A 26,081-nucleotide genomic window follows, 5' to 3' on the forward strand; every position below is an offset into this window, starting at 1 on the left:
GCGCTGCCGACAAGCCCTGTGATCACGGTACGTCTGCCGTTCACCGGCTGTCCTCCTGGTACGGGAGAACTGTTGGGTCTGGGCCGGGACGATCGGGCCGCCCTTCCCATGACCATGTCAGGACGGAATCCGTGAACAGATCGATCGCCCGCCGTGGGCGTCGTGTTCTTGCCCGTTTCCTTGTCGTCGGCCCGCTGTTGGCCACAGGCGCGCTGAGCGGTGTCCCGGTGGCGCACGCCGCCGCCACCGACGACATCCGCATCAACGAGGTGGTGACCACGGGAGACGTCGACGACTCCATCGAACTGGTCAACAAGGGCACCGCCACGATCGACGTCTCGGGCTGGATCCTCAAGGACGACGACACGAGTCACTCGTACAAGATCGCCTCGGGGACCACTCTGGCGGCGGGCGGGTATCGGGCGTTCGACGTCCACGACACGTTCGGCCTGGGCTCCGCCGACGAGGCCCGCCTCTACCTCGCCGACGGCAAGACCCTGGTCGACGGCTTCTCCTGGAGCAGTCACTCCGCCCCGTCCTGGTCGCGCTGCCCCGACGGCACCGGCGACTTCCAGCAGGCGTTGGCAGTGACCTTGAGCGGACCGAACAGCTGCCGCACCTCCGGGGGCGGCGACGGGGGTTCGACCAGCCCGGTGGCGTGGCCGGGCAGCGGCAGCGTGGCGACCGCGGATGCCTCCAACGTGTTCGGTCAGGACCTGAGCGGCCTCTACCAGGAGGGCGACGTGCTGTGGGGCGCGCAGAACAGCGGCAAGCTGTGGCGCCTGGTGCGGGACGGCTCCACCGGCTGGAAGCCGGACACGAGCAACGGATGGTCCTCCGGCAGGACCCTGCGCTTCACCGGTGGTTCCGGCACTCCCGACAGCGAGGGCGTCACCCTGACCGGCTCCGGCTCGGCCGGCGGAGTGTTCGTCGCCAGTGAGCGCAACGGCGACGCCTCCGGCACCAGCCGCCTGTCGGTGTTGAAGTACGACGTCACCACGTCCGGCTCGTCGCTGACCGCTGCCAAGGAGTGGAACCTCACCTCCGATCTGCCCGCGACGGGTTCCAACCTGGGCCTGGAGGGGATCACCTGGGTTCCCGACACCCACCTCGTCGGGGCCGCCTTCAAGGACTCCTCCACCGGGGCGGCCTATGATCCGGCCCGCTACGGCGCCCACGGTGGCGGCGTGTTCTTCGTCGGCGTCGAGGGCTCCGGGACGATCTACGGCTATGTCCTCACCGACTCCGGCGGCTACACCCGGGTCGCCTCCTTCACCAGCGGCATGGCCGGGGTGATGGAACTTCAGTGGGAACCCCAGGCCGCGCGCCTGTGGGCGGTCTGCGACGACACCTGCGACGGACAGCACCGCACTCTGAAGATCGACACCACCGGCGGCTTCACCGCCACCGCCGTCTTCAACCGCCCCACCGGCATGCCCAACTACAACAACGAGGGCTTCTCCCTCGCGGGCTCCGGCGAATGTGCGGCCGGCTCCAAGCCCGTCTACTGGGCCGACGACACCAACGACGGCGGCCACGCCCTGCGTAAGGGCACCATCACCTGCTGACCTGTTTGTTCGTCGCGTGCGGATGTGCGCGAACCGGGAGCCCCGGGCCGTACGGCCCGGGGCTCCTGCGTTCCCTGCGACGTCGCCGCGCAGCGGAACACACCGCGCACGCCGGCCGCGACCGCTCAGAGGCCGAGTTCGCTCAGCCGTGTCTCGTAGTCGAGGGTCGTGTCCTCCTCGTCGCCGCTGGGCTGGTCCCACATCCGGGTGAGTTCCGACTTCACCGTGGAGGGGAGAGCCTCGTAGCGGTCGCCCCAGGTCTCGGAGCCCGGCATCCAGTAGCCGACCACCTTGAACCGGTCGGCGGGCAGGCCGAGTTCCTTGCGCAGGTAGCGGCGCACGTCGCGCAGTGCGTTGGTCTGCCCGGCGACCCACACGTACCCGCCGGTGAGGTCCGTGCCCGGCGGCACCTGCGCGGCCACCAGCTCCGCCAGTCGGCAGGGGCCGTGTCCGTTGCCGCCGTACTTCCAGGTCAGATGGTCCCCGGGGCGCACTGACAGGTCCTGACGTGAGCCGGCGCCCGGCACCTCCACCGCGATCCGGCTGCGCACCCCTTCCGGTGTCTGCTCCAACAGGCGTGCCAGCGCGGGCAGTCCGGTCAGGTCGGAGACGAGCACCTGTCGTTCGAGGTCGGCGGGCGGCCGGTAGAGGCCGGTCGGCGACGTGAGGCCGACCGGGTCGCCGGGGCGTGCCCCGAGCGCCCACTCCGACGCCACCCCGTGGTCGTGGCGCACGAAGTCGATGTCGATCTCCCCGGCGTCCGGGCGGACCGCGCGGATCGTGTAGGTCCGCATCGGCGCGGTGGGACGATCCTCGGGCGTCCGCCAGCCGCCGTCCGCCAGGGCCTGCGGCAGCGAGAGGTCGTGGCGGTCCGCGCCGTGCGGCAGGAAGAGCCGTACGTATTCGTCACCGACGCCGGTCGAGACGAAGTCGGCGAGGTCGCCGCCGCTCAGGGTGACTCGCACCATGCTCTCGGAGAGCGTGGCGACCCGGGCGACTTCGGCGTGGTGGATGGTCATGGGGTTCCTTCGTGTGGGACGTGTGGGGCAGCGGAGGCGGGGACGACGACGGGTGTGGCGGGCGACGGCGGAGGCGGTACCCGTCCGGTGACGGCCGACCAGCGGCCGCGGCGGTGACGTAGGTGTAGCAGCCGATGCCGCCCGGTTCGACGGAGGAGGCGTGCGCCGTGCCGGGCGGGAGCCACAGGCCCTGGCCGAGGACGAGCCGTCGCATCGCGTCGCGGGTGTGGACCAGGACGGTCCCCGAGTGCGACCAGGCCACCATCGGATCGGCGTGGGTGTGCACGTCCCGCAGGGAGGGCCCGTTCGGCGCCGATCCGTCGAGGATGGCGGTGGTCAGGAGGTAGGGGGCGCCGACGACAGGGCCTCCGTCGACCGGCTCGTCCCAGTCGGAAGCGGCCGGTGGATGCGCGTCCCGCCGGGCGGGGAGAAGGAGTGCCGACGACATTGGATTAGGTTAGCCTCACCTAATTTCCAAATGTCTCCGGGTCCGGCCGCAGGAAGCCCTCCCGCTCCAGCTCTCTTCGCGCAGGTCAGGCAAGGAGCGCCGAGAGCAGGGCTTTCAGGGCGACCGGATAGTCGTCGCGCCCCTCGCGCCGGTCCAGTTCACGTACGCGGGCCAGGGCGGGCAGGCGCGCCGGGTCGATGCCCTCGATGGTGAGCCGGCGCTGGCTCGGCTCCCGGGGCGGGGTGAGCGGGTGCTCGTCGAGGAGTTCACCGATGGTCAGGTGCCAGCAGGCACGGAAGGCCGTCGACGCCCGGCGCGGATCGAGTCCCGCCGCCAGGAAGTCGGCCAGACATGCGTCACTGAAAGCCAGGGCGTTACGGGCGACCAGCTCACCCCGGATCAGGATGTGCAGCACCCACACGTGTGCCGCCATGTGATCGTGTGCGGCGACGAGCCGGGCGAAGAGCCGCTCCCCGGGCGTCCCGCCGGAAACCTCCACGGGCAGCCCCGCGGCGATGCCCTCCAGGATCGCCACGAGCAGGGCGTCCCGGTCGGCCACGTGCCGGTAGAGCGAGGTGGCGGCCGTCCCCAGTTCCGCGGCCACGGCCCGCATGGTCAGCGCGTCCAGCCCGTCCCGCTCGATGAGTTGCCGCCCGGCCCGTGCGATGACCTCGGGACTCAGGCCCGGCCGCGGATGAGCTCGCGGCACCCCCTTCGATCGCCGGGAGGGGTCCGGTGCGGCGGCCGACGGGCGTGTGCTCATAGGGCGATCCTCCCATTCCGACACCTACACCGTGGAAGTTAGGTTTGCCTTATGCGTACAGTGTTCGCATCGCGCCGTCGGGGCGCGCTTCCGAGCTGAACAGGAGCCAGGCACCATGACCGAGAAGGAACCAGCCCCCGTGGAGACGAGCCCGCCGAGCGGGACGGCGGCCCGCGGCCGAGCGGGCCTGGTGCTGGCCGCGGCCTGTATCGCGCAGGTGATGGTGGTGCTGGACGTCAGCGTCGTGAACGTGGCCCTGCCCTCGATGGCGTCGGACCTCGGCTTCGCACCCGGGTCCCTGTCGTGGGTGGTGAACGCCTACACCCTCGCGTTCGGCGGACTGCTGCTCCTGGGCGGCCGTTTCGCCGACTTCGTCGGGCACCGTACGGCGATGCTCCTCGGGCTGACGGTCTTCGGCCTCGCCTCCGTCGCGGGCGGACTGGCGCAGAACCCCGGCCAGTTGATCGCGGCCCGCGCCGGCCAGGGCCTGGCCGGGGCCCTGCTGGCGCCGCTGAGTCTCGCGGTCATCATGCTGGCGTTCCCGGAGGGCAAGGAACGGTCCCGAGCGGTCGGGACCTGGGCGATGGTCGCGGCGGCCGGCAGCGCGCTCGGGGTGCTGCTCGGCGGACTGCTGACCGAGTGGCTCTCCTGGCGCTGGGTGCTGTACGTCAACCTGCCCATCGTCGCGGTCGGCCTCCTGCTGGCCGGGCCGTCCTTGACCAACGGGCGCACCACCCGCCTCCGGCGCCTCGACCTGGTCGGCGCCGTCCTGGTCACCACCTCGGTCACGGCCCTGGTCAACGGCCTGATCAGGGCCGGCGAGCACGGCTGGGGCACGTCCGGGGCGCTGCTGTCCTTCGCCGTGGCGGTGTTGGCGGGTGGCGCGTTCGCGGGGTGGGAACTGCGGGCCGCCGCCGAACCCCTCGTCCGTTTCGGGGTGTTCCGCGCCCGCTCGGTGTGGGTGGCCAACCTCGTGGTCGTCTTCATCGGAGCGGCCACGGTCGCCGGGTTCTACTTCGCCTCACTGTTCCTGCAGAACGTGCTGCACTACTCGCCCCTGAAGGCGGGCGCCGCCTTCGTGCCGTTCTGCCTCGGCACGATCGCCGGCTCACTGCTCTCGGGCCGGCTCACGACCCGCTTCGGTGTCCGCGCGGTCCTGACCGCGGGGCTGACGCTCGGTGCGGCCGGGATGCTCCTGTTCGGCCGGATGGGGGCGGACTCCACCTTCCTCGGCGGCTTCCTGCTCCCCTCGCTGGTGGCCTCCGTCGGTGTCGGTCTGTGCATGGTGGCCAACACCTCGCTCGCCACCACGGGTGCCGCCGCGCACGAGGCCGGGCTGATCAGCGGGCTCATCAACGCGGCCCGGCAGATCGGCGGCAGCCTCGGCCTGGCCGTCCTCACCACGGTGGCGGCGTCCGGGAACTCCTCGTCCGGGGCCGATGACACCGTCGGACGACTGGTGAACGGCTACAGCCACGCGTTCTTCGTCACCGCCGGGTTCTGCGCCGTCGCCGCGGTCGTCGCGGCACTGTTCGCCCCCGGTACCCCCAAGGCCCCTGCCGGTCGCCGCCCCGGGATCGACGACCCGGCGCGGAATGCCGTGGACGCGCGCACCGGCGCCACAGGGGACACGGCCGCACCGGCGTGAGGGGCACCGGCTGCCACGACCCGGTCGCCACAGCCGTCGATCTCCCCTGCTCAAGGGCTGGTCGGGTAGCCGGATCACGTTTCCCTGACACTGCCGTCGCACTCGAACGGCCGATCAGAGCACCGGCGGCCCCGCCTCGATGCGGCGCAGTACCGGGAGGAGGCGGTCCAGGTCGGGGCCGGTCTGGATCTGTCGCTCGTCCCACCAGGTGGCACCGGCGTCACGCAGGGGACCGACCACGTCCCTGGCCTTCGCCGCGTCCGGGGGCGTGGCTCCGCCGAGCACGAACTCGAAGGGGCGCTCGGCCCCGGCCGTACGGTGCTCGCGCACGTAGTCGACCAGTTCGCGTACCTCCGCCACGTCCGGCACATGGCCATGGCGGGCCGACTCGAAGAGCGGAACCGCGCCGTCCCACCGCGCTGCCCGCCGCATGGGCGCACGACGCGGCCAGAACCCGCCGATCCACACCGGCGGACCGGGCCGTTGCACGGTGGCGGGCAACAGCGCCACGTCCCGGACCTCGTAGTGCCGGCCGTGATGGTTCACCGGCTCGCCGGACCAGAAGCGGCCCAACAGCTCCAGTCCTTCGTCCAGCCGCTCGGCGAGTACGCGTGGCTCGGCGACGTCGCCGAAGCTGTGGTACTCGTCCTCGACGGGACCGCCCAGGCCGGCGGCGAAGATCACCCGGCCGCCGCTGAGGTGGTCCAGGGTGGCCACCTGGCGGGCCAGTTGCTGCGGACGGTAGCGCGGGACCGGCGTCAGCAGGGGGCCCAGCCGGATCCGGGAGGTCGCCAGCGCGGCCGCGGTCAGCAGCATCCAGGGATCCCCGAAAGGACGCCCTTGGTGGCGACGGTGCAGGACATGGTCCCAGACGAAGAGCCCGTCCCAGCCTGCCTGTTCGGCAGCGGCAGCCGCCGTCGCTACGTTGCGGGGGTCGGCGAAGTCACCGAAGTTCGGGATGTTGACGGAGAAGCGCATCCCAGCAGGATGCGCAGCCGATCACGAAGCGGCAACCGGATTCGGATACATGGGATACAGGTGTCTTCACGGTAGGCCGCGGACCGGCTCACCGCCGCTCCCAGTTCTCGTCCTCCCACAGGGTCACGCCATGGGCCGCCAGCCGTTCGGGCAGGTCCGCCAGGACGTCCAGCTGCTCGATGTGGTGCACCCCGGCGCTCACCCGGCCGGTGTACACCGCGCGGGCGGCATGCGCCGCCACCAGCCCGGACACTCGGCCCTGTCCCTGCCCGGTGAGCGCCCGTACCGCGTGCCGGTCGCCGTTATGGGCGTCGGCGCGCAGCGCGAAACCGTCGCCGCCCAGGTGGACCATGCCGAAGGCCCGGGTGAACAACCGCTGCTGGGCGGGCCGTCGAGTGCCGCGCAGCGCTCCCAGCCGGCGCAGACCGAAGAGCGCGGCCGTCAGCGGCCGGGAGTCCAGGCACAGCCGGGTCGTCGCCCGCGGGATGCCCAGGGTCTGCCGCACGGTGTGCTGGTCGGAGAAGGCGAACGGATGGGCGGTGCGCGTTCCGTACCCGGGCAGGGCCACCCGCTGCGGGCGGGCGGTGACCGGCTCGCTCAGCCCGGCGACGGTCCAGCGCACCGCGTCGGCCCCGTGTCGCTCCCCGGTCCCCAGCAACACCGTCAGATCAAGACTCCGGGCCCCGCCGACCGCCTCGTGGGCACGGCGGGCGAGCAGGCTGGTGAGGCCCGGCGCCACGCCGACGCTCAGCACGGCCGCGGCCCCGGCACGGGCGGCAGGACCGTCGAGTTCGGCGACCAGGGAGAGCAGCCGGTGGCTCGCCCCTACGTCCACGAGGTGGATGCCGCGCTCCAGGCAGAGCCGCGCCGGACCGGCGTCCCGGGGCTCGACGCAGAGCACCACCACGCGAACGTCGGCCAGTTCGTCCAGGACCCTCCCGAGACCGGGCACATCGCCGATGTCGACGCCTATGCCGCCGAGTCGGCGAGCGCGGGCCACGTCGCGTCCGGCGGGCACGACCCGCCCCGGGAACCACTCCTCCAGCGTGCCGGTCACGGTCGCGCCGACGGCTCCGTACCCGCCGATGACGAGGATCCGGCCGGGCGGCACCTCTCGATTCACTGTAGTCATGCTCCAGTGAATAACACTGTAGTGTCACTACAGTCAAAATCACCCCCCGTCCCCTCGGAATCCGTCTCCTCAGCATCCGTACGCTCGGAATCCGTTCTCTCAGAGCCAGAAAGGCAGGAAACGAGGTGGCAGCGTCCCTGACGCGGGCCGAGAAGGCCCGCCGCACCCGGTCGCGCATGACCGACACGGCCGCCCGGCTGTTCACCGAACACGGCTGGACGGCGACCACCGTCGAGGACATCGCCCGCGCCGCCGAAGTCGGCGTCCAGACCGTCTACTTCACGTTCGGCACCAAACGCGCCCTGCTCAAAGAGGTCCTGGACATCGCCGTCGCCGGCGACCCGGACCCGCTGGCCACTCTTCAGCGTCCCTGGGCCCGCGCCGTCGTGGACGAGCCCGACCCGGCCGCGCAGCTCCGCCTCCAGGCCGCGGGCGCCTGCGACATCCTGCGCCGCGCCGCGCCGCTGCTGGAGGTGGTGCGCAGCGCGGCCCCCTCAGAGCCGGAACTCGCCCAGCTCTGGCAGACCAACCTCGAACAGCGGCACACGGTGCAACTCCGCTTCGCCGAGGCCCTCGTGCCCAAGACCGCGGCCGGGCTGCGCGACGGCCACGACGCCGCGTCGGCCGCCGACATCGCGCTGACCGTGCTCGGCCCGGAGACCTACACCCCGCTCACGGCGGGGCGCGGCTGGACACCGGAACGCTGGCAGCACTGGTCCGCGGACTGCCTGGTGCGTCAACTGCTGCCCTGAGCAGCCGTGTTGAGACGCACCACCGGCGCGGGTCGAGTACGTTCACCCGACCCGCGCCGGAGGATGTTCGAAGGGGCCGCGCGCGGGCCCCGATACCGGCTCTCGTTACGCGGGGTCGAGGCGGAAGATGCTGCCGTTGCTGGCGAGCAGATACAGCTCCCTGTCTCCGCTCTGGACGAACGAGACCACTTCGCCGGCGTTGACTCCGAGGTCGCTCACACCGGTGACCTTGCCGTTCTCCAGCTGCAGCGTGCGGACGGTTCCGTCGCAGTAGTCGCTGAAGACGTACTGCCCCTTGAGGTCCGGGATCTCGTCGCCGCGATAGACGTATCCGCCGGTCACCGAGCAGCCCAGGCCGGTGCGGTCGTACTCGTGCACCGGCGGTACGTGGTTCGCGGGCTCCGTGCCGCCCCGGAAGGGGTGGTTGCCCTCCATCTGGGACCAGCCGTAGTTCTCGCCGCCGTCGCTGTCGGCCGGGGCCCAGTCGATCTCTTCCCAGTCACTCTGCCCGACGTCACCGATCAGCAGATCACCCGTGCCCTCGTCGAAGGAGAACCGCCACGGGTTGCGCAGCCCGTACGCCCAGATCTCGTCCTTCGCGTTCGGGTCGTCCACGAACGGGTTGTCCGGCGGAATCGCGTACGGCTCGCCGCCCTTCGGATCGATCCGCAGCAGCTTGCCGAGCAGTGTGTCGAGGTTCTGCCCGTTCTTGTGGGGGTCGCCGCCTGAGCCGCCGTCACCGAGCGCGATGTAGAGGTATCCGTCGGGGCCGAACTTGATGTCGCCGCCGTTGTGGTTCGCGTAGGGCTGGGTCTGGGTGAGGACCGTACGCCGGGTGTCCGGCTGGATCCTGCCGTCCTGGACGGCGAACTCGTCGACCGTGCTGGTGCCTTCGAGGTTCGTGAACGAGATGTAGAAGTGCGTGAACTCCTTGTCGAAGGCGATGCCCAGCAGGCCTCGTTCACCGTCGGTCGTGGTCTCGTCGGACACGTCGAGGACGGGTTCGCCGAGGCCCTGAGCACCCAACGTCCTTACGGTTCCGGCACGTTCGGCTATCCAGACCGTGCCGTCGGGGCCGGGAGCGCCGGCGGTCGGACTCTGGGCCGTGGTCAGTGCCGTGAGCACGACCGACCCGTCCCGACCTGGTGATACGGATTCATCGGCGGACGCTGTGGTCAGGGCCAGGGAGGCGACGAGGCAGAGGGTGCCGACGATAGCCGAGCTTCTGGTGCGAACTTTCACCGTGATCCTCCTGGAGGCGGCGAATCGGTAGGTCACGCAGTCGCCGGGCAGAAAGCGGTGGGGATCCGCCGTGACGGCACGCAACCTGAGTGGGGGGATTGTGCACTGCTGTCCACCCATGAGGATACTGGGGTATCTGTGAATTGCGGGAGCGAAAACCGCCTGCATTCAAACGGCCGAACAGCAGGTCCTTGACGCGAACCGCGCGCCGCGCACCGCATGCCACACACCGCGTACCGATAGATCCTCAGTACACGGTGAGGCCGAAGTGGGACATCACCTCCGCGACGGGCTGATGGTAAGAGACCCCGCCGGAGGTGCAGTTGCCGCCGGCTCCGACCAGGAAGCCGACAGCCAGGGTGCCGGAGTACGCCGGAGCCCCCGTGTCGCCGGCCTCCGCACACGTGGTGGACCGGACCAGACCGTAGACGGTGCCCTCGGAGTAGTTGACCGTGGCGTTGACCGCGGTCACCTTCCCGCAGTGGACCCCGCTGGTGCGACCGACATGGCAGAGCGACTGCCCGACCGCCGGGCTCGCCACCCCGGTGATGTCCTGGTAGACACCCCCGCCCAGCGCGATGTCACCGGGCAGGTTCAGCAGGCTCGATGTGTAACGGACCACTCCGTAGTCGTCGATGGGGAATGAGGCGCCGGCGGTGACTCCGACCTGCACGGTGCGGGCGGCATCGGCGTACCAGGTGGTGGTGTGGGTGCCCGAGCAGTGGCCGACCATCACGCCGTAGAAGACGCCGTTGCCCGTCGCGTTGAAGCCGACGACACACTGTGCGCCGGTGGCCGCGTAGAGGACGGTGCCGCCCCGGATCGTCGTCAGTTGCAGGGCGGTGGCGGACGGAACGGTGCCGAAGAGCAGGCTGACCACGGCCGTCATGGCTGTGGTCAGCATCGCCAGGCAGGTGTGCAGACGTCTCACGGCCCCTCCCAGGGTCATCGGTGGTCCGGTAACGCACAGTTCCCTCATGGTGAAGGCGCGACGGGCGCGGCGACAGACGTACTCCGGCCTGGCTGCACACGTGAGAAGCGACCGAGCCGATGCCCGTCTGGCCATCACCGTCAGGCAGGGGCTGTTGCCGAGATCGATCGGCGCTCTTCGCGAAGCCGGCCTACCGATCGCGGCGCCGAAGGAGCCCGGCGTAGCCGACGCGGGCACACACAAAGACGAGTACTATCGCGTTTCGAAAGAAACGCGTTAGTATCGCGTTCCGTTCGATGTCGGCCTTCAGCGCCCCACCGCATCGACGAGTTTCCGAGGAGTCCCATGGCCACCCTGCTCTCGCCCCTCCTGGACCTGCTGACGCTTCAGGGCACGGTCACCGAGACCGAACCCGTCGCCGCCCGGTTTCGTCGCCTTCGCATCGAGGGCGAGGCCCTGTCCGGGCTGACCGTCCGCCCCGGACAGCAGGTGAGGGTCATGGTCGGCGACGGGCTGACGCTGCGCACGTACTCGATCTGGCGCTACGACCCCGAGGGCGCCGTCGAGTTGTGCGTACTGGATCACTCTGGAGGCGGCCCCGGGGCACGGTGGGGAAGCAGCGCCACAGTCGGCGACCGGGTCCGACTGCGCAAGCCGGAAGGGACGTTCACGCTGCGGCCCGACGCCGCGCACCACGTGTTCGTCGGGGACGAGACGGCGTCGGTCGCCTTCGGCGCGATGCTGGGCGCACTGCCCGACGGGGCGCGCATCTCCGGCTGCGTCGAAACGGAGACGGCTGCCGACCGGCTCCCCCTGCCGTACGCGGACCGCCTCAACTGGATTACCAGGAGCGGCACTTCACTCCCGGACGCGGTGCGTGACCTCGCCCCTGAGCCGGGCGGGATCGCGTACGTCGCCGGGGAGGCACGGACCGTGCAGCACGTGCGGCAGGTGCTCGTGCGCGAGGCCGGCTGGGACCGACGGGCGGTACTCACCAAGCCGTTCTGGGCTCCGGGCAAGCGCGGACTGGAGTAGGCCAGAACCCTTTTGAACACGGACCCTGGCGCCCTCTGGCCCCCTGGTATCAGCGGTTACGACGGGGCTGGGATGTGCTCCGATGCCGGGTGGCGTGGATGGAACCGAGGAGGTCGAGGGACTGTGCGCTGGGACTGCCTGGTTCGGCGTGGTAGATGAGGAGTTGCTGGCCGGGTGCGTCACGTACGTCGAAAGCCTGGTAGGTCAGCGTGAGGGGACCGACGTCCGGATGCAGTAGGCGCTTGGCGTCCTGGGTCTTGCCGCGCACGGTATGGGTGTTCCAGAGGCGGGCGTAGTCCGCACTGTGTTCGCTGAGTGTACGGACGACTTGCTTCAGTCGCGCGTTGTCGGGGTCGAAGCCCGCCGCCTGGCGCAGGTTGGCGACGGTGGCCTGGGCCGCCCGGTCCCAGTCGGCGTAGAAGTGCCGGCCCGCGGGATCGATGAAGGTCATGCGGGCCAGGTTGTCGGCCGGTGCGAACGGCGAGAAGAGCGCGTCGGCCAGGGCGTTGGCGGCGAGGATGTCCAGTGCCCGGTTCATGACGAACGCCGGGGTGTTCGGGTAGCCGTCCATCAACTGGCGCAGCGCCGGGCTGACCCGTTCGGGGGTGCGCTCGGCGGGCGGGTCGTTCGGCACGGCCCCAGCCAGCTGGAACAGGTGCCCTCGGGCATCCGTGTCGAGGCACAGTGCACGGCTGAGGGCGTCGAGTACCTGGGGCGAGGGGTTGCGCTCCCGTCCCTGCTCCAGGCGGGTGTAGTAGTCGGCATTCACCCCGGCCAGGACGGCGACCTCTTCGCGGCGCAGTCCGGCGACTTTGCGGACTCCGTGGCTCGCCATTCCGACATCCTGCGGTTGCAGGCCGGCGCGGCGTGCGCGCAGGAATTCTCCCAGGTGGTTGTCGTCCATGCGTTCAGGCTAGGCGGTGGTCCGGTGTGCTGCCTGGGTGTGTCCCACCCAGGCAGCACACGGCCTGGTCAAGGGTGACCGACCTGAACAGACTCAGAGCCGGGCTCGAACGTGGCGGCCGAAGAAGAAGAGCGTGGCGCCATGACCGCCGTCGCATACCCCGTCGGTGGATCAGGAAGTCCCGACACTCCGGTCAGCAACAACGAAGTAAGGACCACAGCCATGGCAGGGGCAGGGAAACGACTCGACGGCAAGGTCGCGCTGATCACCGGCGCGACCGGCGGCATCGGTACGGCGACCGCCGAACTCTTCGCCCGGGAAGGTGCCCGGACAGTGATCACCGATGTCGCGGACGGCCCGTTGCACAACCTGGGCGACCGGCTCAAGGCACTCGGCGCGGAGGTCGTCGCCGTCCGCCTGGACGTCTCGCGCGCACAGGAGTGGGACGAGGTGATCACTGTGGTGCGCGACCGGTTCGGAAAGCTGGACGTGCTGGTGAATCTCGCCGGCATCGTGGACTGGCCGGGCATCGAGGACACCCGGGAAGAGGACTGGGACCGCGTCATCGACGTGAATCAGAAAGGCACCTGGCTCGGAATGAAGGCGGCGTTGCCGCTCCTGCGCGCGAGCGGCAACGCATCCGTCATCAATACGTCCTCCGTGCTCGGCCTTGTGGGAAGCGGCGCGGCAGCGGCCTACCAGGCGTCCAAGGGCGCGGTGCGGCTGTTGAGCAAGACCGCCGCGGTCGAGTACGCCCGCCAGGGAGTACGGATCAACTCGGTGCATCCCGGTGTGATCGCCACGCCGATGATCCAGGAACTCCTGGACGAACAGGGCGACCAACAGCCGGACATCCAGCGAACCCCCATGCGCCGAGCCGGCCGCGCCGACGAGATCGCCCCCGCGATCCTCTTCCTCGCCTGCGATGAATCTTCGTTCGTCACCGGTTCGGAACTGGTGGTCGACGGCGGACTCACCGCGCACTGACCGCTCTGTCCGGCGGCCCTCACCGCGCAGCCGCACGCCACCGCACGTGCCCTCACTGCGGCACGCACCCCTCCATGGAGCACGCCTTGTCACCTGCATCGCCGTCCATCGAATCCGCCGAGTTCACAGGTAGGACCGCCCTCGTCACCGGGGCCGCACGCGGCGTGGGCAAGGAGACTGTGGCACTCCTGCACGCCAGAGGGGCTCACGTCGTTGCCACCGACCAGCGCCTTGAGGTCGAGACTCTTCCGGAAGAATTTCCCGGTGTCCTCGCGATGTGCGCAGACATCACGCAGGAAGCGACTGCGATCCGCGCGGTGAAGTCGGCTCTGGACGCTTTCGGCGGACTGGACATCCTGGTGAACAACGCCGGACGCGCTCTGAACAAACCCATCACTGAGACCACGGCCGAGGACTGGGACGCGGTGATGGCAGTCAACACCCGCGGCGCCTTTTTCTGCGCCCGCGAGGCCTTCCGGGCCATGAAGGCCGGAGGCGGCGGAGCCATCGTCAGTACCGGCTCCTACACGAGCACCGTCGCACTGCCCGAGGGCGCCGCCTACAGCGCGTCGAAGGGTGCGCTGGCCCAGTTGACCAAGGTGCTCGCTGTCGAGGGCGGGCCATTGGGCATCCGCGCCAACCTGGTTGCCGCAGGCGTCATAGAGACTGACTTTCTGGACACGTTTCGCTCCGACAGTCGCTCGTACCTCGCCTCGTTTGCCAATGCGCAACCCCTGGGCCGAGTGGCGCAGCCCGAAGAAATCGCCGAGGTCCTGTGCTTCCTCGCCTCACCACGCTCCAGCTTCGTCACGGGAGCCGTGGTCGCGGCCGACGGAGGCTACACCGCGGTCTAGCGAGCAGCGACACCTCATGGCCGCGCGGACGCGCCAGGTCGGCCTTGGACGGACTGACCGGCTCCCGAGTCCAACTCGGCTCAGGCAGACACCTTCTGATGAGTCGTCGAGCGTCACGTGACGGGCGGGTTGAACCGGGAGTAGTCCTGGAGTTCCCATCGCAGCGGGCTGGCGTTGTCGATCTGCACCACGCTGTCGATGTCGAACTCCACGACGCGCAGAGCCCCTGGGTACGCCGCCGCACTGCGCGGGTCCCAGTCGATCCGGCCGGTGCCGGTCAGTTGCAGGGTGTGGCCGCGCTCCCAGTCGAGAAACAGCAGGCCGCACTCGGGGGCGAGGTGCAGATTGCCCAGCGTCATGTAGAACTGATTGCCTGTGTAGTCGGGCCAGCGCAGTGTGCGGGGCCCCACTACGGTGACGAAGCCCGGCATGCCGCCGCGGTGTGACGCGTCGGCGCCGTGCTCAGCGGTGTGGCTGGCGATGAAGAAGGTGTCGGCCTGCTCGATCCAGCGCCGCTGGACGTCGCTGAGTTCCTTGCTTGTACGGGCTTCCCCGGGCGGCGTGGCCTGCGCGGACTCTGTGATGACGCGCTTCTGCAGGTACTTCGGGCAGTTGCCGAAGACTTGCCCGGTGGTCATCCGCAGGCCGTCGCCTTCGCGTCGGGCCACACCGTTCGCGCGGATACGGCGCTGAGTCTGCGGATGCAGGGCGAGCACGCCGACGGCGCGTTCCCCGTCGAAGGCATGGTGGAGCGGATCGCCCGGAGCGGGCAGCCCGTGGATGTCGAGGGTTCGGCTGTCCACCGGTTGGGCGAAACCGGGAGGTCCCGTCACGATCGTCGACCAGACGGCGCCGGCGTCGTCGGCGGCTCCGACGATCAGCATCTGCTGGGCGCGGAGGAAGGGGTGGAACCCGTGCGGGATCTCCGGGCCGAACATCGGCGATCCCCATCCGGGGCCGCCCTCCTCAGCCCTTTGCTGGACCGCCTGCTCACCGGGGTGTTCTGCGCGCACTGCCATGAGGTGCCTCCTTGATCAGCCTTGATCAGCGTGCGAGCAGGTCGGGCAACTCACCGAGGACCTGCTCGAAAACGGAAGGGTCGTCCAGGACGCGCGCCACCACCAAGGCGCCCTCGATACGGACGAGGGCAGCGCGCGCCCGACGCTCCGCGTCCTGTTCGGCCGCACCTGCCCTGACAGCGGCACCGGCCATGGCCTGGAGCCACGCTCGGGCGAGCCGGGCGGCGTGGGCCCTGATCTCCGGCGGTGCCCCGATCAGTGTCATCGTGTCGAGGACGCAGGCCATCCGACCGTCCCGGTAGACGAGCGCCATGCGCCGTGCCATCTCGGCAACACCCTCGGCGGTATCCGGCTCCGAGGCGAGCAGCTCGAAGATCTCGCCGAAGTGGGACTCCATGCTCGTGAGGACGGCGGCTGCCATGGCGGGCTTGCCGTCCGGGAAGCGGTGGTAGAGGCTCGCGCGTTGCAGCCCGGTCGCCCGGGACAGGTCGGAGAGTGACGCTCCGGCGTACCCGTTGGCCCGGAAGACCTCGGCGAGCCGGGCGTGCATCAGCTCATCGTCGACGTTCGGTGTCCGTCCCATGCTGATACTGTACCGAACGTTCGGTAAAAGAGAAAGTGCGAGGTTTCCTCGTTAGCGCACGGTCACCGCGCCCCGTGCCGACGGCCTGATTCACGACCGACAGGACCAGCCCCGCGGCGAGGACCGGTTTGTGACACCGGTGACACAACAGCGACACAACGGCCCACAACCCTGCCGGGGCCTCCCAGGTCTCATATGCGTGGGGCGGCAACGACCAGTCATCCCCACGGCATTCGACGACACGGCACCTCGCCGAACACACCACCAGGGGGAAACACCATGAAGCTGTCCCGCCGCGCCACCACCGCAGCCGCCCTGACCGGGCTGGCCCTCGCAGGCACTCTCGCCGCAACCACTCCCGCCACGGCAGCCACCACGTCCGAGACCACGGCCAAGGCGGCTGCGGCAACGTACAACGGAGCCTGCGGCAGCGGCTACGGCGTCATCGACTCCACGCCGGTCGGCAACTCCGGCACGGTGTTCCTCACCTGGAACGCGGCGACCGGCAAGAACTGCGCCGTGACCATCCGCAACACTGCGGGCGCGAAGATCTACATGGCCGTCGAACTCAACGCCCTGGTCGGCCACGAGTCCACGCCGGTCCGGGACGACGGCCAGTACACGTCCTACGCCGGCCCGGTCTACGTCGACGGCCGCGGCTACTGCATCGAGTGGTACGGCGTCATCGGCAACGCGTCCGGCGGCGACTCCGGCCACTGCGGCTGATCCAGGCCTCCCGGGGGCGGGCCGACCACCCGCCCCCGGTTCCATCCGGGCCCGGCATGTCGGTGCAGCGACCGGGGAGGTCTGTCCTCGACCAGCTACCCATGGCTGAACGCGTACAGGTCACACATCGAGGCGATGGACGCTGACCGCGTAACCGCCGCCGTCGTAGGGAGCGCCGTCCCAGGTGGCGAAGCGGTCGACGGGAACGAGGCCGGCCGCGGCACAGCAGGCGTCGTACTCCGGCAGCGTAGTGGTGGGCGGCACGGGCAGGTGGGCCGCGTCCAGCCCGAAGCCCGCGACCAGCAGGCCGCCCGGACGCAGGGTCGCGGCCAGGCGGTCGACCACCGCGGCCTCCGTCCCGGGAGCGAGCAGCGGCAGGACGTTACCGGCGGCGACCACGAGGTCGAAGTCCGCGGCGATACCGAACCGCGCCGGATCGAACTCCGCGAGATCGGCCTGCAACCAGGGAAGTTCGGGCGCCTGGGCCCGCGCCACTTCCAGCATCGAGGCATCCAGGTCGACGCCGACGCAGTCGTACCCGAGCTCCGACAGTCGGATCATGACCCTTCCGGTGCCGCACCCCGCGTCGAGCACACGGGCCGCCGCCGGCACGAGAGCAGCACAGAACGCGGCCTCCCCGTGCATGTCCTTCCCGCTCCGGGCCAACGCCTCGAATCGCGCGGCGTACTCGCCACCGGACACTCCACCGGTCAGGTCCCGCCAACGACTCATGAGATCGACTATAGGCCGCCGAACCGACCTGCTTCTGCCACGTCGTGAGCCCGGACGTGCCCAACCAGCTGAGCGTCGAGTACAACGCCCATGTCATCGAAAGCATCTTGACCCACGTCGCTCCCGAACTCGGCTGGCGCTGACGGCAGCTGGACGCACCACCTCCGCCGAGGCCGTGGCGGGCGACCTGCGTTGGGTGGAGACCCGCCTGACCCAGCGGGGACCGACCGTCCCCTGGACAGACCTCACCCGCATCGACCAGCACACACCCACCTGCTGACCTGCAGCCTCGCCCAGACCGCCCCCCCTCCTCACCCCCACCAACCCGCCCCACGTCCTAACCTGTGTCCTTCACACCCGCCTCGATACGCACCCGCAATGGCAGCCCCAGACCACCGCACGCCAACACCACCCCGCCCAACGCCCCTGCCTCACCAACCAATGACACTTGCCCGTCGCCCCCGCCCCAGCACTGCACCGCCCCCCTCGCCGGCCACCGCGACTCGGTGTTGTCGGTGGCGAGCCCACTGGACGGAACCTGGCTCGGCACCACCAGCACCGACACAGCGGTGCGGATCTGGGACGTCTCGAATGTGCGCACCGTGCCTGTAGCACGATCCCAAGGCCTGCTGGCCCCATGTTCCTGAGGTCCTGCTGGCGAACTTGCTGTGGGGGGGGCGCAAGGGCTTGTTCCTCCTCGTCCTCCTCCCTTGAGGCACAGCTAGTGGCAGTCCACAGCCAGGCTGTAGTTACGTAATGCCGGAAGCGGGGCGGGCCGGCTTCCTGTAACTCCGCATGATGATCAATCGAAGAAGCACTACGGCTTCTTACCGCGTATCGGCGTCGGGCCGGGGCCCTGCGCCGATACGCGGCACTGACTTCGCGTAGCTGCGGTGGCCGTACCCGCCGGGCGGATGAGGAAGAGGGCTTGGTGCCGGGCGCCGTCTCGCCCCCTGCCCAACGGGTGGACGCGCCCCTGCGCCCAGGGCAGTTCCGGTTCGGTGGCAGGTTCAGCCAAGCGGTCCCGCGGCCAGAAGCCTGCGGGACTCATCCGCAGATCAGCGGCTCACACCTCGGTAGTGCGCGGCGTCCTCGTAGACCAGCCTGCGTGTGTCCGTTGAGATCCCCTTGACCGGTTGTCCTTCGGGCAGGGCAGGTGCCAACGCGTGGAAGACCTTCCGTACTCGTTCCTGGTCGTAGTCCCACACGTGCTCGGCCGCCCGTAGTGAGGCCCCTCCCCCCGGCAGCAGTTCCACGTCGTGGAAGGCGCCGCCGGCACGGAGGGACTCGACGCCGCCGAGTGCCGCTACGACTCCCGGAGAGCAGACCGTCCACCACGCGTATCCCCGCAGGACGGTGTCCAGGTGGGGGAACGTGTCCTCAAGCAGCAGTCCGAGGTCGGCCTCCAGCGCGGTTCTTCCCATCACGCTCTCGGCGTCGTCGGCGATGCTTCCGTACAGGATGTCCTCGTAACGGTGCACCTGCGTACGGAAGAAGTCGGTCCAGCGGGCCTGCGCCTCGCTCCGGGCGTCCGGGTCGGTGAATTCCTCCGTGGTGCGCGAAGCCACGAGCGAGACGACTTCCGGGGAGTCGCGGTCCCTGACCACGGAGACGTCGAGCCACGGCAGGTCGGGGTGGCCGTCGGCGCCGATGGTCCTGAGGACCACCGACGCCTGACCGGGCATGCTCTCCACGTCGCGGAGGAAGGTGCTCCAGTTCTTCGGCGACCAGGGGACCTCGTACGGTCTCTGCCGGCGCCTGACCGGTTCCAGCACCGCCAGGGTCGCCCACAGTTCCCCGGGTGCCGCTTCTCCGCGGCTCAGCGCGACACCACGGCCCGAGAAGTCCATGTCCGGCGTGAACCCCGCCCGCAGCGGTCCCGCGAGAGCGCTGAGCGCAGCCGTGAACCAGGGTTCGGCCAATTCGCGGTAGGCGCTGCCGTCGTCCGGCGACGGCAGGTCGATCTCCGCGCGCAGCGTCCCGTTGAGTTCCGTCCCGCCGCGCATCGCGTCTTGTCCAGCCATGGCCCGCTGCCCCACTTCCCCGGGCGCCAGTCAGCCTGGCCCCCCTCCGCACAGGTTCCTGAGCCATCGCCTCACGCGACGGTCGTGTACCTGTAGACCTTCGACGACCGCTCCCCACAGCTCTTCGGGCCGCCGCTGGGGACAGTACGGCAGACCTCGCCGTCTTCACATCCCGAGCCGGGACGTGCTTGAGCAGAGGTCGTGTTACGCAATGATCGCCCGCCTGGGCAAGGACTCGATGGGGTAGAACACTTGGAAACCAGCGAGAGGGGCGCGCCGAGTGGACGCTGGCGTTGCGGCGATACTTGGTGCGGCCATCGGTGCTGTCGGAGGTGTGGGCGGCGGGCTGCTCACCCTCAGCACGCAGTTGCGGAGTCTCGATGCTCAGCATCGTGCAGAGGAGAAGCGTTGGCTCGCGGATGTACGGCGCGAGACCTATACAAGCTTTATCGCCTGCGCGAAGCAGCTTTCCAACGCCGTCTGGAAAGCGTCTGATCTGCTTCACGGTGAAGCCGGTGTCGAAGACTGGGAGCGTGCCCGCTCCAACGTGCACGACGCCTGGACACAACTCAGTGCCGCGTCAGCGGCGGTCACGATGGCCGGCCCGCACACTGTGGCTGCGGCCGCTGAGGATCTACGAGAGGCCTTGAGGCAGTGGGAGCTGTTGACCGGCACCTGGATTCGAGCTGCGATCCAGCAGGGTACTGGGCAACTCGCGGAGCACGACCGGCGATTCATGGCTGGGTTCGACGCCAAGAAGCCCCTGGAGGTCGCGTTCCAGGTCGCCGCACGGCGGGCGTTGGGAACCGATACGTGACCGGCCGCTGCCCCCATGACGTCCCCCTCCCCCGACCGACCGGCCGAGTTCGGGCCTCGCCTCGTCCCGCCCAGGGCGGGACGGGACGGTCGCAACGGCGGGACCGTGCCGGGACCCCCGTCCCCGGCACGGTCGACGTCAGTCGGTCAGCAGCCGTCGGTCCAGGCGTGCGACGAGATGTTGTCGTTGACCGACTGGTTCTTCCCCTCCCACCACGGCAGGCCGTTGTTGAAGATGTAGTCCCCTCTCGAAAGGTCCTGCCACGCGTCACCGTGGCCGAGGCAGGCGTACACCCCGCTCTGGTCCTGGTTGTAGTAGAGGTCGACGTCGTCGTAACCGCCCGCGAAGCCGCGGTTCTCCAGCGACGAGGCGAGGTTGCGCATCGGCTGGCAGTTGCCCGTCACACCGTCGTCGCCGTAGTCCCAGTCACGCTTGTTCCCCGACCAGGAACAGTGGGCGCCCTGCTGGTAGGGGTCCGCCCACGCGTGCAGCCTGCCGTCCTCCGCGGCGGCGGCCGCTCGCGGCGCGGCGGCCGGTCCGTCCGCGGCCTGGGCGGCGGCGACCGGGCCGACTGTCGCGAAGAGCATCGCGGCACCGGTGGCGAGCAGAGTGAGTCGCTTCATGTCCTCATACCTCTCAGATTCTCTGGTTCTCAGATGGGGAGTCAGCCGGTCTTGACGATGTCCCGGGCGCGGTTCAGCGCCCCGGACTCCAGCGTCTTCCTGTTGATGAACTCGGTGGAATGGTCAGACTCGGTCCGAGCCCGTTCAGCGCGCGCGAGCGCGCGGGCCGTCTTCGCGAGACCCGAGGCGCCCGCGCACTGGGCCTCCGCCGTCGCGGTCGCGATCTCGTCGGCGCGGGACTTACCCGCCTGACGTATGAACCGCTGACGTGCCTCCAGCGGGGAGCTGTACGAGTGGCCCTTGGTCCGCATGCAGGCCGACCACCGTGAGACCGCCGCCGTGAAGCGCTCGTCCCGGGCGACCGCGGGCGGTACGGAGCGTTCCAGAGCGTCCGTCACCTTCCAGGCGCTGTACCACTTGCGCAGGTCCGAGTAGAGGGACCGTTGTGCCTCGGACTCGCACCCCTGATCGCTGTGCCGGATGGTGCCCATGCCGGGAACCCGCGCTTCCAGACCCGTCGGCTCCGGGCCGTTGAGCGCGTCCACGGCGGCGTCCTTGCGCTTCGCGGAGAGGCTCCGGAAGTAGAGCTGGTTCGGGTTCTTCGCGGCGAGGGTGTCCCGCTTCCGCTGGATGTCGCTGCCGTAGCCGTGCTCGGCGGCCCAGGTCTCGTCGTCGATGACGTACGGGAAGAGCCGGTCGACCCCGGTCGGCAGGTCTTCGACGACGTGGAAGGAGAATCCCCGCTCCCGCATGCAGTTCCGCGTCAGGAGCGCCTCGGCCTTGGCCAGGGTCTGCCGTTCGGCGGGCGTGAGTGCGCGGGCGGCGACGGTCGGCTCCGGGACGGTGGTCCTGGGAGACGGGGGTGATGGTGCCGTCGTGCAGGCCGACAGCCCCGGCGCTGCCAGACAGAGCAGCAGTACGGCCATGGCCTTGCCCTGCCCCCGCCCTCGCCCCCGCCCTGGACAGGACCCGGTACGTCCGGCCATGTTCATCCCTCTTCCCCCGAAACGCTGCGACACCTCGAACGTTAGGAGGACCGGCTCGCCAGTGGTCCTGACATCTGTCAGGGCCTGGCGCCCTGGCCGCCGTAGTAGTCCCTGCGCCAGAACGAACCGCTGATCACTGACGCTGCCATGGCGGAAGGACGGTATTTCGTTGGTTGCCCGAGCAGAAACGCCGCCCGGACCTACGCGGGGATCTCGACGACGGCTGACGCCAGCCGGGGCTGCTGACGGGCGGACTCGGTCGTCCGTCTGTGAGAAGACGACCCGAAGTCACGTAGGGGCGAGATGTGTTGAGTCTGGGTACGGGGCCGCCCACCCCTCACCAGTTCTGACACACCCTCACTCTCCGAGGAAGCTCACGGTTTCCGTCACGTCCGCCCGTCCGGTGCGCAGCCGTGGCACACCTTCTTTTTCGAATCCCACCGAGACACCGCAGAACAGCACGCGCCCGTCATCGGCTCCGACCATCCGGCTGACGGTCTTGCGGTACATCGTCCACATCACCTGGGGGCAGCTGTGCAGCCCTTCCGCCCTCAGCAACAGCATGACCGTCTGCAGGTACATCCCCGCGTCCGCCCACTGTCCGGGTCCCATCGTGCGGTCGAGATAGCAGAACAGCACGACCGGCGCCCCGAACGCCCCTGTGTTCAGCGCGGCGATCTTGAGGGAGCCCGCGTCGCCGCCGCCAGCACGCGCTCAAGTACTGTCTTGAACACGGGCATTGAGTTGAACGCCCGCGCAGCCCTGCGACTGTCCACGGCTTCATACACATCCACGTCTTCTCGTCCTCTCACTCCACGGCAGGTAGGCGGGCAGGCAGGCAGCGGAGACACCGGTGTCGAGCTCGCGATCACTTCCCTGGTGACAGGTCGACCTTCTTGCAGTGGAGGTCGTCGGTGACGCCCGCCGGACGTTGACACAGACGCCTCGCCTTTCCGGAGTCCGGGATCTCCGTCAGCCGGATGCTGTGGCCCGTACGGCCGCCGAAGGGCTCGGCAGTCGTGAAATCGATGTCGCCCGTGGCCTGGTTCGCGATTCTCAACTGCCAGAGGTTCGCCGCGGTGGCGGCCCTGGTCTGAGGTTTCTCGCCGGAGGCATCGGATCCCGTCCCGTTGCTCGCGGCCTCGAAGAGCGCCCTGGTGGCGTCGTGCGAGAGCGGCGTCTGGCCGCTGGCGAAGCTGTCCGGTGTGGCGTCGATCCTCAGATACTTCTTGGCGGCAGCGTAGAACCGCGTACTGTCCTTGGACTCGTCCAGAGCGGTCAGTCCGACGGTGTACAGGGTGACTTTCGAGGCCAGTCCGTGCCCGTGGTCCATGTTGCCGCCCTTGGAGAGGTCGTCACCGGTGAGGATGGCCATGGCGCGTTCCGAACAGTTATGTGTGTTGTTGAGCAACTCCGCCAACCGCTGCAAGTCCTCGACCCTGCCGGCGAAGTAGATGACCGACGGCCCGTCTTTGACACAGATCTCGTCGACGGAGTCCCTCATCCTCAAGTCATCACGTTCCGGCAGGTCGTACTTGAGCAACCCGCCCTGTCCCGCAAGCTGGAAATCCTTCTTCTTCAGCATCGCCAACCCGTACTTGGCCTGTTCCCTGGTGTATTTGTCGTCGGTGTCGTCGGTGTTGCGGACGAGCACCACGGCCTTCTTCCCGGTGCCGTCCAGTTGGTCCGCGATCCGGCCCAGTTGCTCGGCCTGCCATTCGTCGGTGGCCGCGAGGCTGAACCAGTGCATGTACCGCTCCGGCAGATACGTCGCCGAGTTCGTTCCGGAGACCACGGGAAGTCCCGCGTCCCGTAGCTTCGCGACCACCGTGTCGCTGGATTCGAGGTCACGGCCGAGACCGACGACTCCCACCACGGTCGGGTCCGTGGCGGCGTAATCGGCGATGTGACCGGCCATGTCCACCTGGCCCTGCAGGTCCACACCGCCGTTGGCGGCCAGCACACGAAGCTTCACGGGCGTACCCACGCTGTTGATGACTCGTTGGGCGAGGTACACACCCTTCAGTTCTTCAACACCCTTGACCGGGGACGTGCCTTCGTCGTCCGGGCTCAGAGGTCCCGCGTACACGATGGTGACGTAGTGGCCACGGTGGTTCTTCAGCACCTCGGCGTTCGCGGCGCCGATGTCCTTCTCCAGTTGCTTCAGGCCCGGCGTGTCCTTGCTCTTCGGGCCCTGTCCGCTGAAGCGGAAGCCATCCGTCGCGATGCCGATGCACTCGATCTCACCGCCGGCCTTCTCCTTCCGTGCGGTGTACTGGTTGACGCTGAGCAGGCCGTTCGAGCAGTGGTCGCCGTACCTGTCGTCGTACCACGTCGTACCGGTGGCCCCCAGCAGCGCCATCGACGCGGTCAGCGAGTACACGGACCACAGCGCACGGGCGACCGGGAGCCGGGAGCGGGCCTTCATGCACCGCCATTCGTGTTCCCGCAGTTCCGACAGGTCACGTGCGGGCAGCGGGATCTTCAGCACCCAGGGCAGCGTCTGCTCCTGACTCGGTGACTGGCCGGATCGCAGGTTTCCCGCCCACTCGACGTACCAGCGGCTGAGCCGACGCCGCAGCCGCTCCGAGTCTTCACGGTCGGAGCCCGTATGACGGACGATGCTGCGTTCGAGCCGGGGTACGTCGGCGGCGGCGACACCGGCCACGATCAGCAGCGGGTCGATCTCGCTTCGCCTGCTGCGGACGTCGCTGACGGCCTTGATGAGTTCGATGCCGCCGTTCTCGTTGCCGATTCCCCGCAGGAAGAGCATCGGGGGCCGGTTCCTCTTGAAGCCGCGCAGGTCCCAGCTCCAGCGGCGGTGGTTGTCGCGCAGATCCTCCAGGAGGGCCAGTACATACAGCCGGAGCGGGAACTCCCCGCTGCCCCGCAGCTCTTCGGCCACGTCGAAGGCACGGGCCGCGATGGTTCGCCAGGAACGGACCGGATGCAGCAGGCGCACGTCGGTCGGCTGCTGGCGCATGCCCGCCCGGAGAAAGGTCGTCGTCAGGAACCAGCGGCTCTCCCTGCGCAGCCACAGAAGGAGTGGGGCGCGGCCGGGCACCTGGTTGAGCATGGCCAGCAGCACGACCACCAGCGCGAGGCTCGCGGGGACGAAGACGAACCACTCTGCACGGGTGAGGAGCGCGGTCAGCCCACCGAGCATGCTCGTGAGAACGATCTGCTGCATGGCCGGCGGCAGCAGTTGATAGCGCCCGCCGGAAGGCCTCCTCGGGCGCCAGTGCTGTTTGGCCAGCACCCGCAGCAGCTGTTGCTGCGCTCCTGCCCTGGCCACTGGACCGGGTCGCCGGTCCAAGGTGTCCGAGGGGTCGTCGGCGGGTTCCGGAGACCAGTGCGTCCGCATCTCCGGAGCCTCCACCGCGTCGTGGATGGCACGCACCAGGTTCAGGCGGGGAAAGGAGTACCGACGGTAGCTCGCCGACCGCTCACCCCATCCGCGGGGATCGCCGAGGTGACGGACCAGGTGGACGGCGCGCTCCGTCGGACTGCCGACACCGTCCGGGCGCGCGGGACCGCCGCCGACCGCCGACGCGTCGAGGGCCACGGCGTGACGGGTGCCGTGGTGCCGCTGCCCTTCGCGCAGTTCGTCGACGAGAGCTGTCACGCGGTCGTCGGCGTCGGTGTCCTCGGCATGCAGCACGACGACCGGCATCGGTGGATCCCCGGTCTGGAAACTCTGGATCAGCGTCTCCAGCTGCTGCTGGACATCGATTCCGGCGAGGGTGGACATCCCGTCGTGATGACCCTCGCAGCTCGACGGGCGTTTCTGATCGCCTCTGGGCATGGCATCCCCCTGTTCGCTCTCAGTACACGGCGATGACAGGAAGCTAGCGACGGCCGGTGCAGCGGTCCGCGGCTTCGGCGGACAACGCCTCTGATGAGTGAATGCTTCTGCCGTCGAATTGCGGCGGCCTCTCGGCTCCATATCGACATCAGGTCCGGAGACGGCCTGCTTCTGTTGATGCCCAGGAGCCGGGCGGGCAATCGCGGTGAGGGCGAGGTCGCGCTTCAGGCCGCCCGACGGTGGCGGCGCAGCGGACCGCCCTCTTCCATCCTCACGCGGAATGCAATGCACCCTGCCCGAAAGGACGGCTGGAGGTGACGCCCCTCAACTCCTTTCCGGCCGTTGCCGCAGTCCGTTGAAGACGGTGCACGACGGACAAAGAAGCCTGCACGTATGACAAAGGCCGTGTCCCGCGCCGCCGTTAGTGTCCATGGCCGAGCCCCGGGAAACAGCGCTGTGAGCCGTCCTGGGCAGTCGCGGAAACGACACGGAGAGGAACGACAGG

General features: G+C 69.3%; 23 protein-coding genes and 1 pseudogene. 9 read left to right on the forward strand and 15 right to left on the reverse strand.

All coding sequences use genetic code 11. The annotated features are described in order from the left end of the window. Positions 1–131: 131 nt before the first annotated feature. Complete coding sequence (locus J8N05_RS21695; protein ID WP_210885068.1) at positions 132–1,568, forward strand: lamin tail domain-containing protein; 1,437 nt, start codon at positions 132–134, stop codon at positions 1,566–1,568. A gap of 125 nt (positions 1,569–1,693) precedes the next feature. Here the strand turns inward: J8N05_RS21695 and J8N05_RS21700 are convergent, their stop codons facing one another. After that, entirely contained in the window at positions 1,694–2,587 is an 894-nt protein-coding gene (locus J8N05_RS21700) for a siderophore-interacting protein (protein WP_210885069.1), read from the reverse strand. A 533-nt stretch (positions 2,588–3,120) separates the two neighbouring features. After that, positions 3,121–3,798 (reverse strand): TetR/AcrR family transcriptional regulator, encoded by a 678-nt coding sequence (locus J8N05_RS21705; RefSeq protein WP_210885072.1) that lies wholly within the window; start codon positions 3,796–3,798, stop codon positions 3,121–3,123. A 115-nt stretch (positions 3,799–3,913) separates the two neighbouring features. Between J8N05_RS21705 and J8N05_RS21710 the strand changes: the two genes are divergently transcribed. Further along, positions 3,914–5,446: an MFS transporter gene (locus tag J8N05_RS21710; RefSeq protein ID WP_247706388.1), complete on the forward strand. Its 1,533-nt coding sequence runs from the start codon at positions 3,914–3,916 to the stop codon at positions 5,444–5,446. A 114-nt stretch (positions 5,447–5,560) separates the two neighbouring features. Here J8N05_RS21710 and J8N05_RS21715 read toward each other — a convergent pair whose 3' ends face one another. Next, positions 5,561–6,424, reverse strand: coding sequence for an LLM class flavin-dependent oxidoreductase (locus J8N05_RS21715; RefSeq protein WP_210885074.1), 864 nt, complete (start codon positions 6,422–6,424; stop codon positions 5,561–5,563). 88 nt (positions 6,425–6,512) lie between these two features. Further along, positions 6,513–7,556 carry a saccharopine dehydrogenase family protein gene (locus J8N05_RS21720; RefSeq protein ID WP_247706389.1) on the reverse strand — a complete coding sequence of 348 codons (1,044 nt, stop codon included), beginning with the start codon at positions 7,554–7,556 and terminating at the stop codon, positions 6,513–6,515. A 125-nt stretch (positions 7,557–7,681) separates the two neighbouring features. Between J8N05_RS21720 and J8N05_RS21725 the strand changes: the two genes are divergently transcribed. Beyond that, on the forward strand, positions 7,682–8,308 hold the full coding sequence (locus J8N05_RS21725; protein WP_247706390.1) for a TetR/AcrR family transcriptional regulator: 627 nt from the start codon (positions 7,682–7,684) through the stop codon (positions 8,306–8,308). Between the two features lie 105 nt (positions 8,309–8,413). Here J8N05_RS21725 and J8N05_RS21730 read toward each other — a convergent pair whose 3' ends face one another. Both J8N05_RS21730 and J8N05_RS21735 read right to left on the reverse strand, forming a co-directional pair. After that, positions 8,414–9,550 (reverse strand): PQQ-dependent sugar dehydrogenase, encoded by a 1,137-nt coding sequence (locus J8N05_RS21730; protein WP_210885076.1) that lies wholly within the window; start codon positions 9,548–9,550, stop codon positions 8,414–8,416. Positions 9,551–9,797: 247 nt separating this feature from the next. Further along, entirely contained in the window at positions 9,798–10,481 is a 684-nt protein-coding gene (locus J8N05_RS21735) for a S1 family peptidase (protein WP_210885078.1), read from the reverse strand. A 345-nt stretch (positions 10,482–10,826) separates the two neighbouring features. Between J8N05_RS21735 and J8N05_RS21740 the strand changes: the two genes are divergently transcribed. Continuing rightward, positions 10,827–11,516, forward strand: coding sequence for a siderophore-interacting protein (locus tag J8N05_RS21740; RefSeq protein ID WP_210885080.1), 690 nt, complete (start codon positions 10,827–10,829; stop codon positions 11,514–11,516). A gap of 49 nt (positions 11,517–11,565) precedes the next feature. Here J8N05_RS21740 and J8N05_RS21745 read toward each other — a convergent pair whose 3' ends face one another. Beyond that, positions 11,566–12,420: a helix-turn-helix transcriptional regulator gene (locus J8N05_RS21745; RefSeq protein ID WP_210885082.1), complete on the reverse strand. Its 855-nt coding sequence runs from the start codon at positions 12,418–12,420 to the stop codon at positions 11,566–11,568. Positions 12,421–12,642: 222 nt separating this feature from the next. On the opposite strand from J8N05_RS21745, the gene J8N05_RS21750 reads away from it, so the two are divergent. Both J8N05_RS21750 and J8N05_RS21755 read left to right on the forward strand, forming a co-directional pair. After that, entirely contained in the window at positions 12,643–13,407 is a 765-nt protein-coding gene (locus J8N05_RS21750) for an SDR family NAD(P)-dependent oxidoreductase (protein ID WP_210885084.1), read from the forward strand. 74 nt (positions 13,408–13,481) lie between these two features. After that, positions 13,482–14,261 carry an SDR family NAD(P)-dependent oxidoreductase gene (locus J8N05_RS21755; protein WP_210885086.1) on the forward strand — a complete coding sequence of 260 codons (780 nt, stop codon included), beginning with the start codon at positions 13,482–13,484 and terminating at the stop codon, positions 14,259–14,261. A gap of 113 nt (positions 14,262–14,374) precedes the next feature. Here the strand turns inward: J8N05_RS21755 and J8N05_RS21760 are convergent, their stop codons facing one another. Beyond that, positions 14,375–15,280: a PNPOx family protein gene (locus tag J8N05_RS21760; RefSeq protein WP_210885088.1), complete on the reverse strand. Its 906-nt coding sequence runs from the start codon at positions 15,278–15,280 to the stop codon at positions 14,375–14,377. Between the two features lie 25 nt (positions 15,281–15,305). Further along, entirely contained in the window at positions 15,306–15,863 is a 558-nt protein-coding gene (locus tag J8N05_RS21765; protein WP_210885089.1) for a TetR/AcrR family transcriptional regulator, read from the reverse strand. Positions 15,864–16,142: 279 nt separating this feature from the next. Here J8N05_RS21765 and J8N05_RS21770 point away from each other — a divergent pair, with 279 nt between their 5' ends. After that, entirely contained in the window at positions 16,143–16,589 is a 447-nt protein-coding gene (locus J8N05_RS21770) for a spore-associated protein A (RefSeq protein ID WP_210885090.1), read from the forward strand. 120 nt (positions 16,590–16,709) lie between these two features. Here J8N05_RS21770 and J8N05_RS21775 read toward each other — a convergent pair whose 3' ends face one another. Next, complete coding sequence (locus J8N05_RS21775) at positions 16,710–17,321, reverse strand: class I SAM-dependent methyltransferase (RefSeq protein WP_210885091.1); 612 nt, start codon at positions 17,319–17,321, stop codon at positions 16,710–16,712. A 344-nt stretch (positions 17,322–17,665) separates the two neighbouring features. Between J8N05_RS21775 and J8N05_RS48195 the strand changes: the two genes are divergently transcribed. Then, complete coding sequence (locus J8N05_RS48195) at positions 17,666–17,968, forward strand: WD40 repeat domain-containing protein (protein ID WP_407699924.1); 303 nt, start codon at positions 17,666–17,668, stop codon at positions 17,966–17,968. Positions 17,969–18,379: 411 nt separating this feature from the next. Here J8N05_RS48195 and J8N05_RS21780 read toward each other — a convergent pair whose 3' ends face one another. Next, positions 18,380–19,345 (reverse strand): hypothetical protein, encoded by a 966-nt coding sequence (locus tag J8N05_RS21780; protein ID WP_210885092.1) that lies wholly within the window; start codon positions 19,343–19,345, stop codon positions 18,380–18,382. 280 nt (positions 19,346–19,625) lie between these two features. Here J8N05_RS21780 and J8N05_RS21785 point away from each other — a divergent pair, with 280 nt between their 5' ends. Beyond that, the gene (locus tag J8N05_RS21785) at positions 19,626–20,162 is read left to right on the forward strand and encodes a hypothetical protein (protein ID WP_210885093.1); all 537 of its coding nucleotides are present in this window, start codon (positions 19,626–19,628) and stop codon (positions 20,160–20,162) included. A 146-nt stretch (positions 20,163–20,308) separates the two neighbouring features. Here J8N05_RS21785 and J8N05_RS21790 read toward each other — a convergent pair whose 3' ends face one another. From J8N05_RS21790 to J8N05_RS21805, 4 genes and pseudogenes are all read right to left on the reverse strand, one after another. Next, positions 20,309–20,785, reverse strand: coding sequence for a hypothetical protein (locus tag J8N05_RS21790; protein WP_210885095.1), 477 nt, complete (start codon positions 20,783–20,785; stop codon positions 20,309–20,311). 41 nt (positions 20,786–20,826) lie between these two features. Further along, complete coding sequence (locus J8N05_RS21795) at positions 20,827–21,711, reverse strand: hypothetical protein (RefSeq protein WP_210885097.1); 885 nt, start codon at positions 21,709–21,711, stop codon at positions 20,827–20,829. A 417-nt stretch (positions 21,712–22,128) separates the two neighbouring features. Beyond that, positions 22,129–22,565 (reverse strand): annotated as a pseudogene (locus J8N05_RS21800) (nitroreductase). A 74-nt stretch (positions 22,566–22,639) separates the two neighbouring features. Next, positions 22,640–25,522, reverse strand: coding sequence for a type 1 periplasmic-binding domain-containing protein (locus tag J8N05_RS21805; RefSeq protein ID WP_210885099.1), 2,883 nt, complete (start codon positions 25,520–25,522; stop codon positions 22,640–22,642). Positions 25,523–26,081: the final 559 nt, after the last annotated feature.

It is taken from the genome of Streptomyces liliiviolaceus, from assembly GCF_018070025.1.
GTDB lineage: Bacteria > Actinomycetota > Actinomycetes > Streptomycetales > Streptomycetaceae > Streptomyces > Streptomyces liliiviolaceus.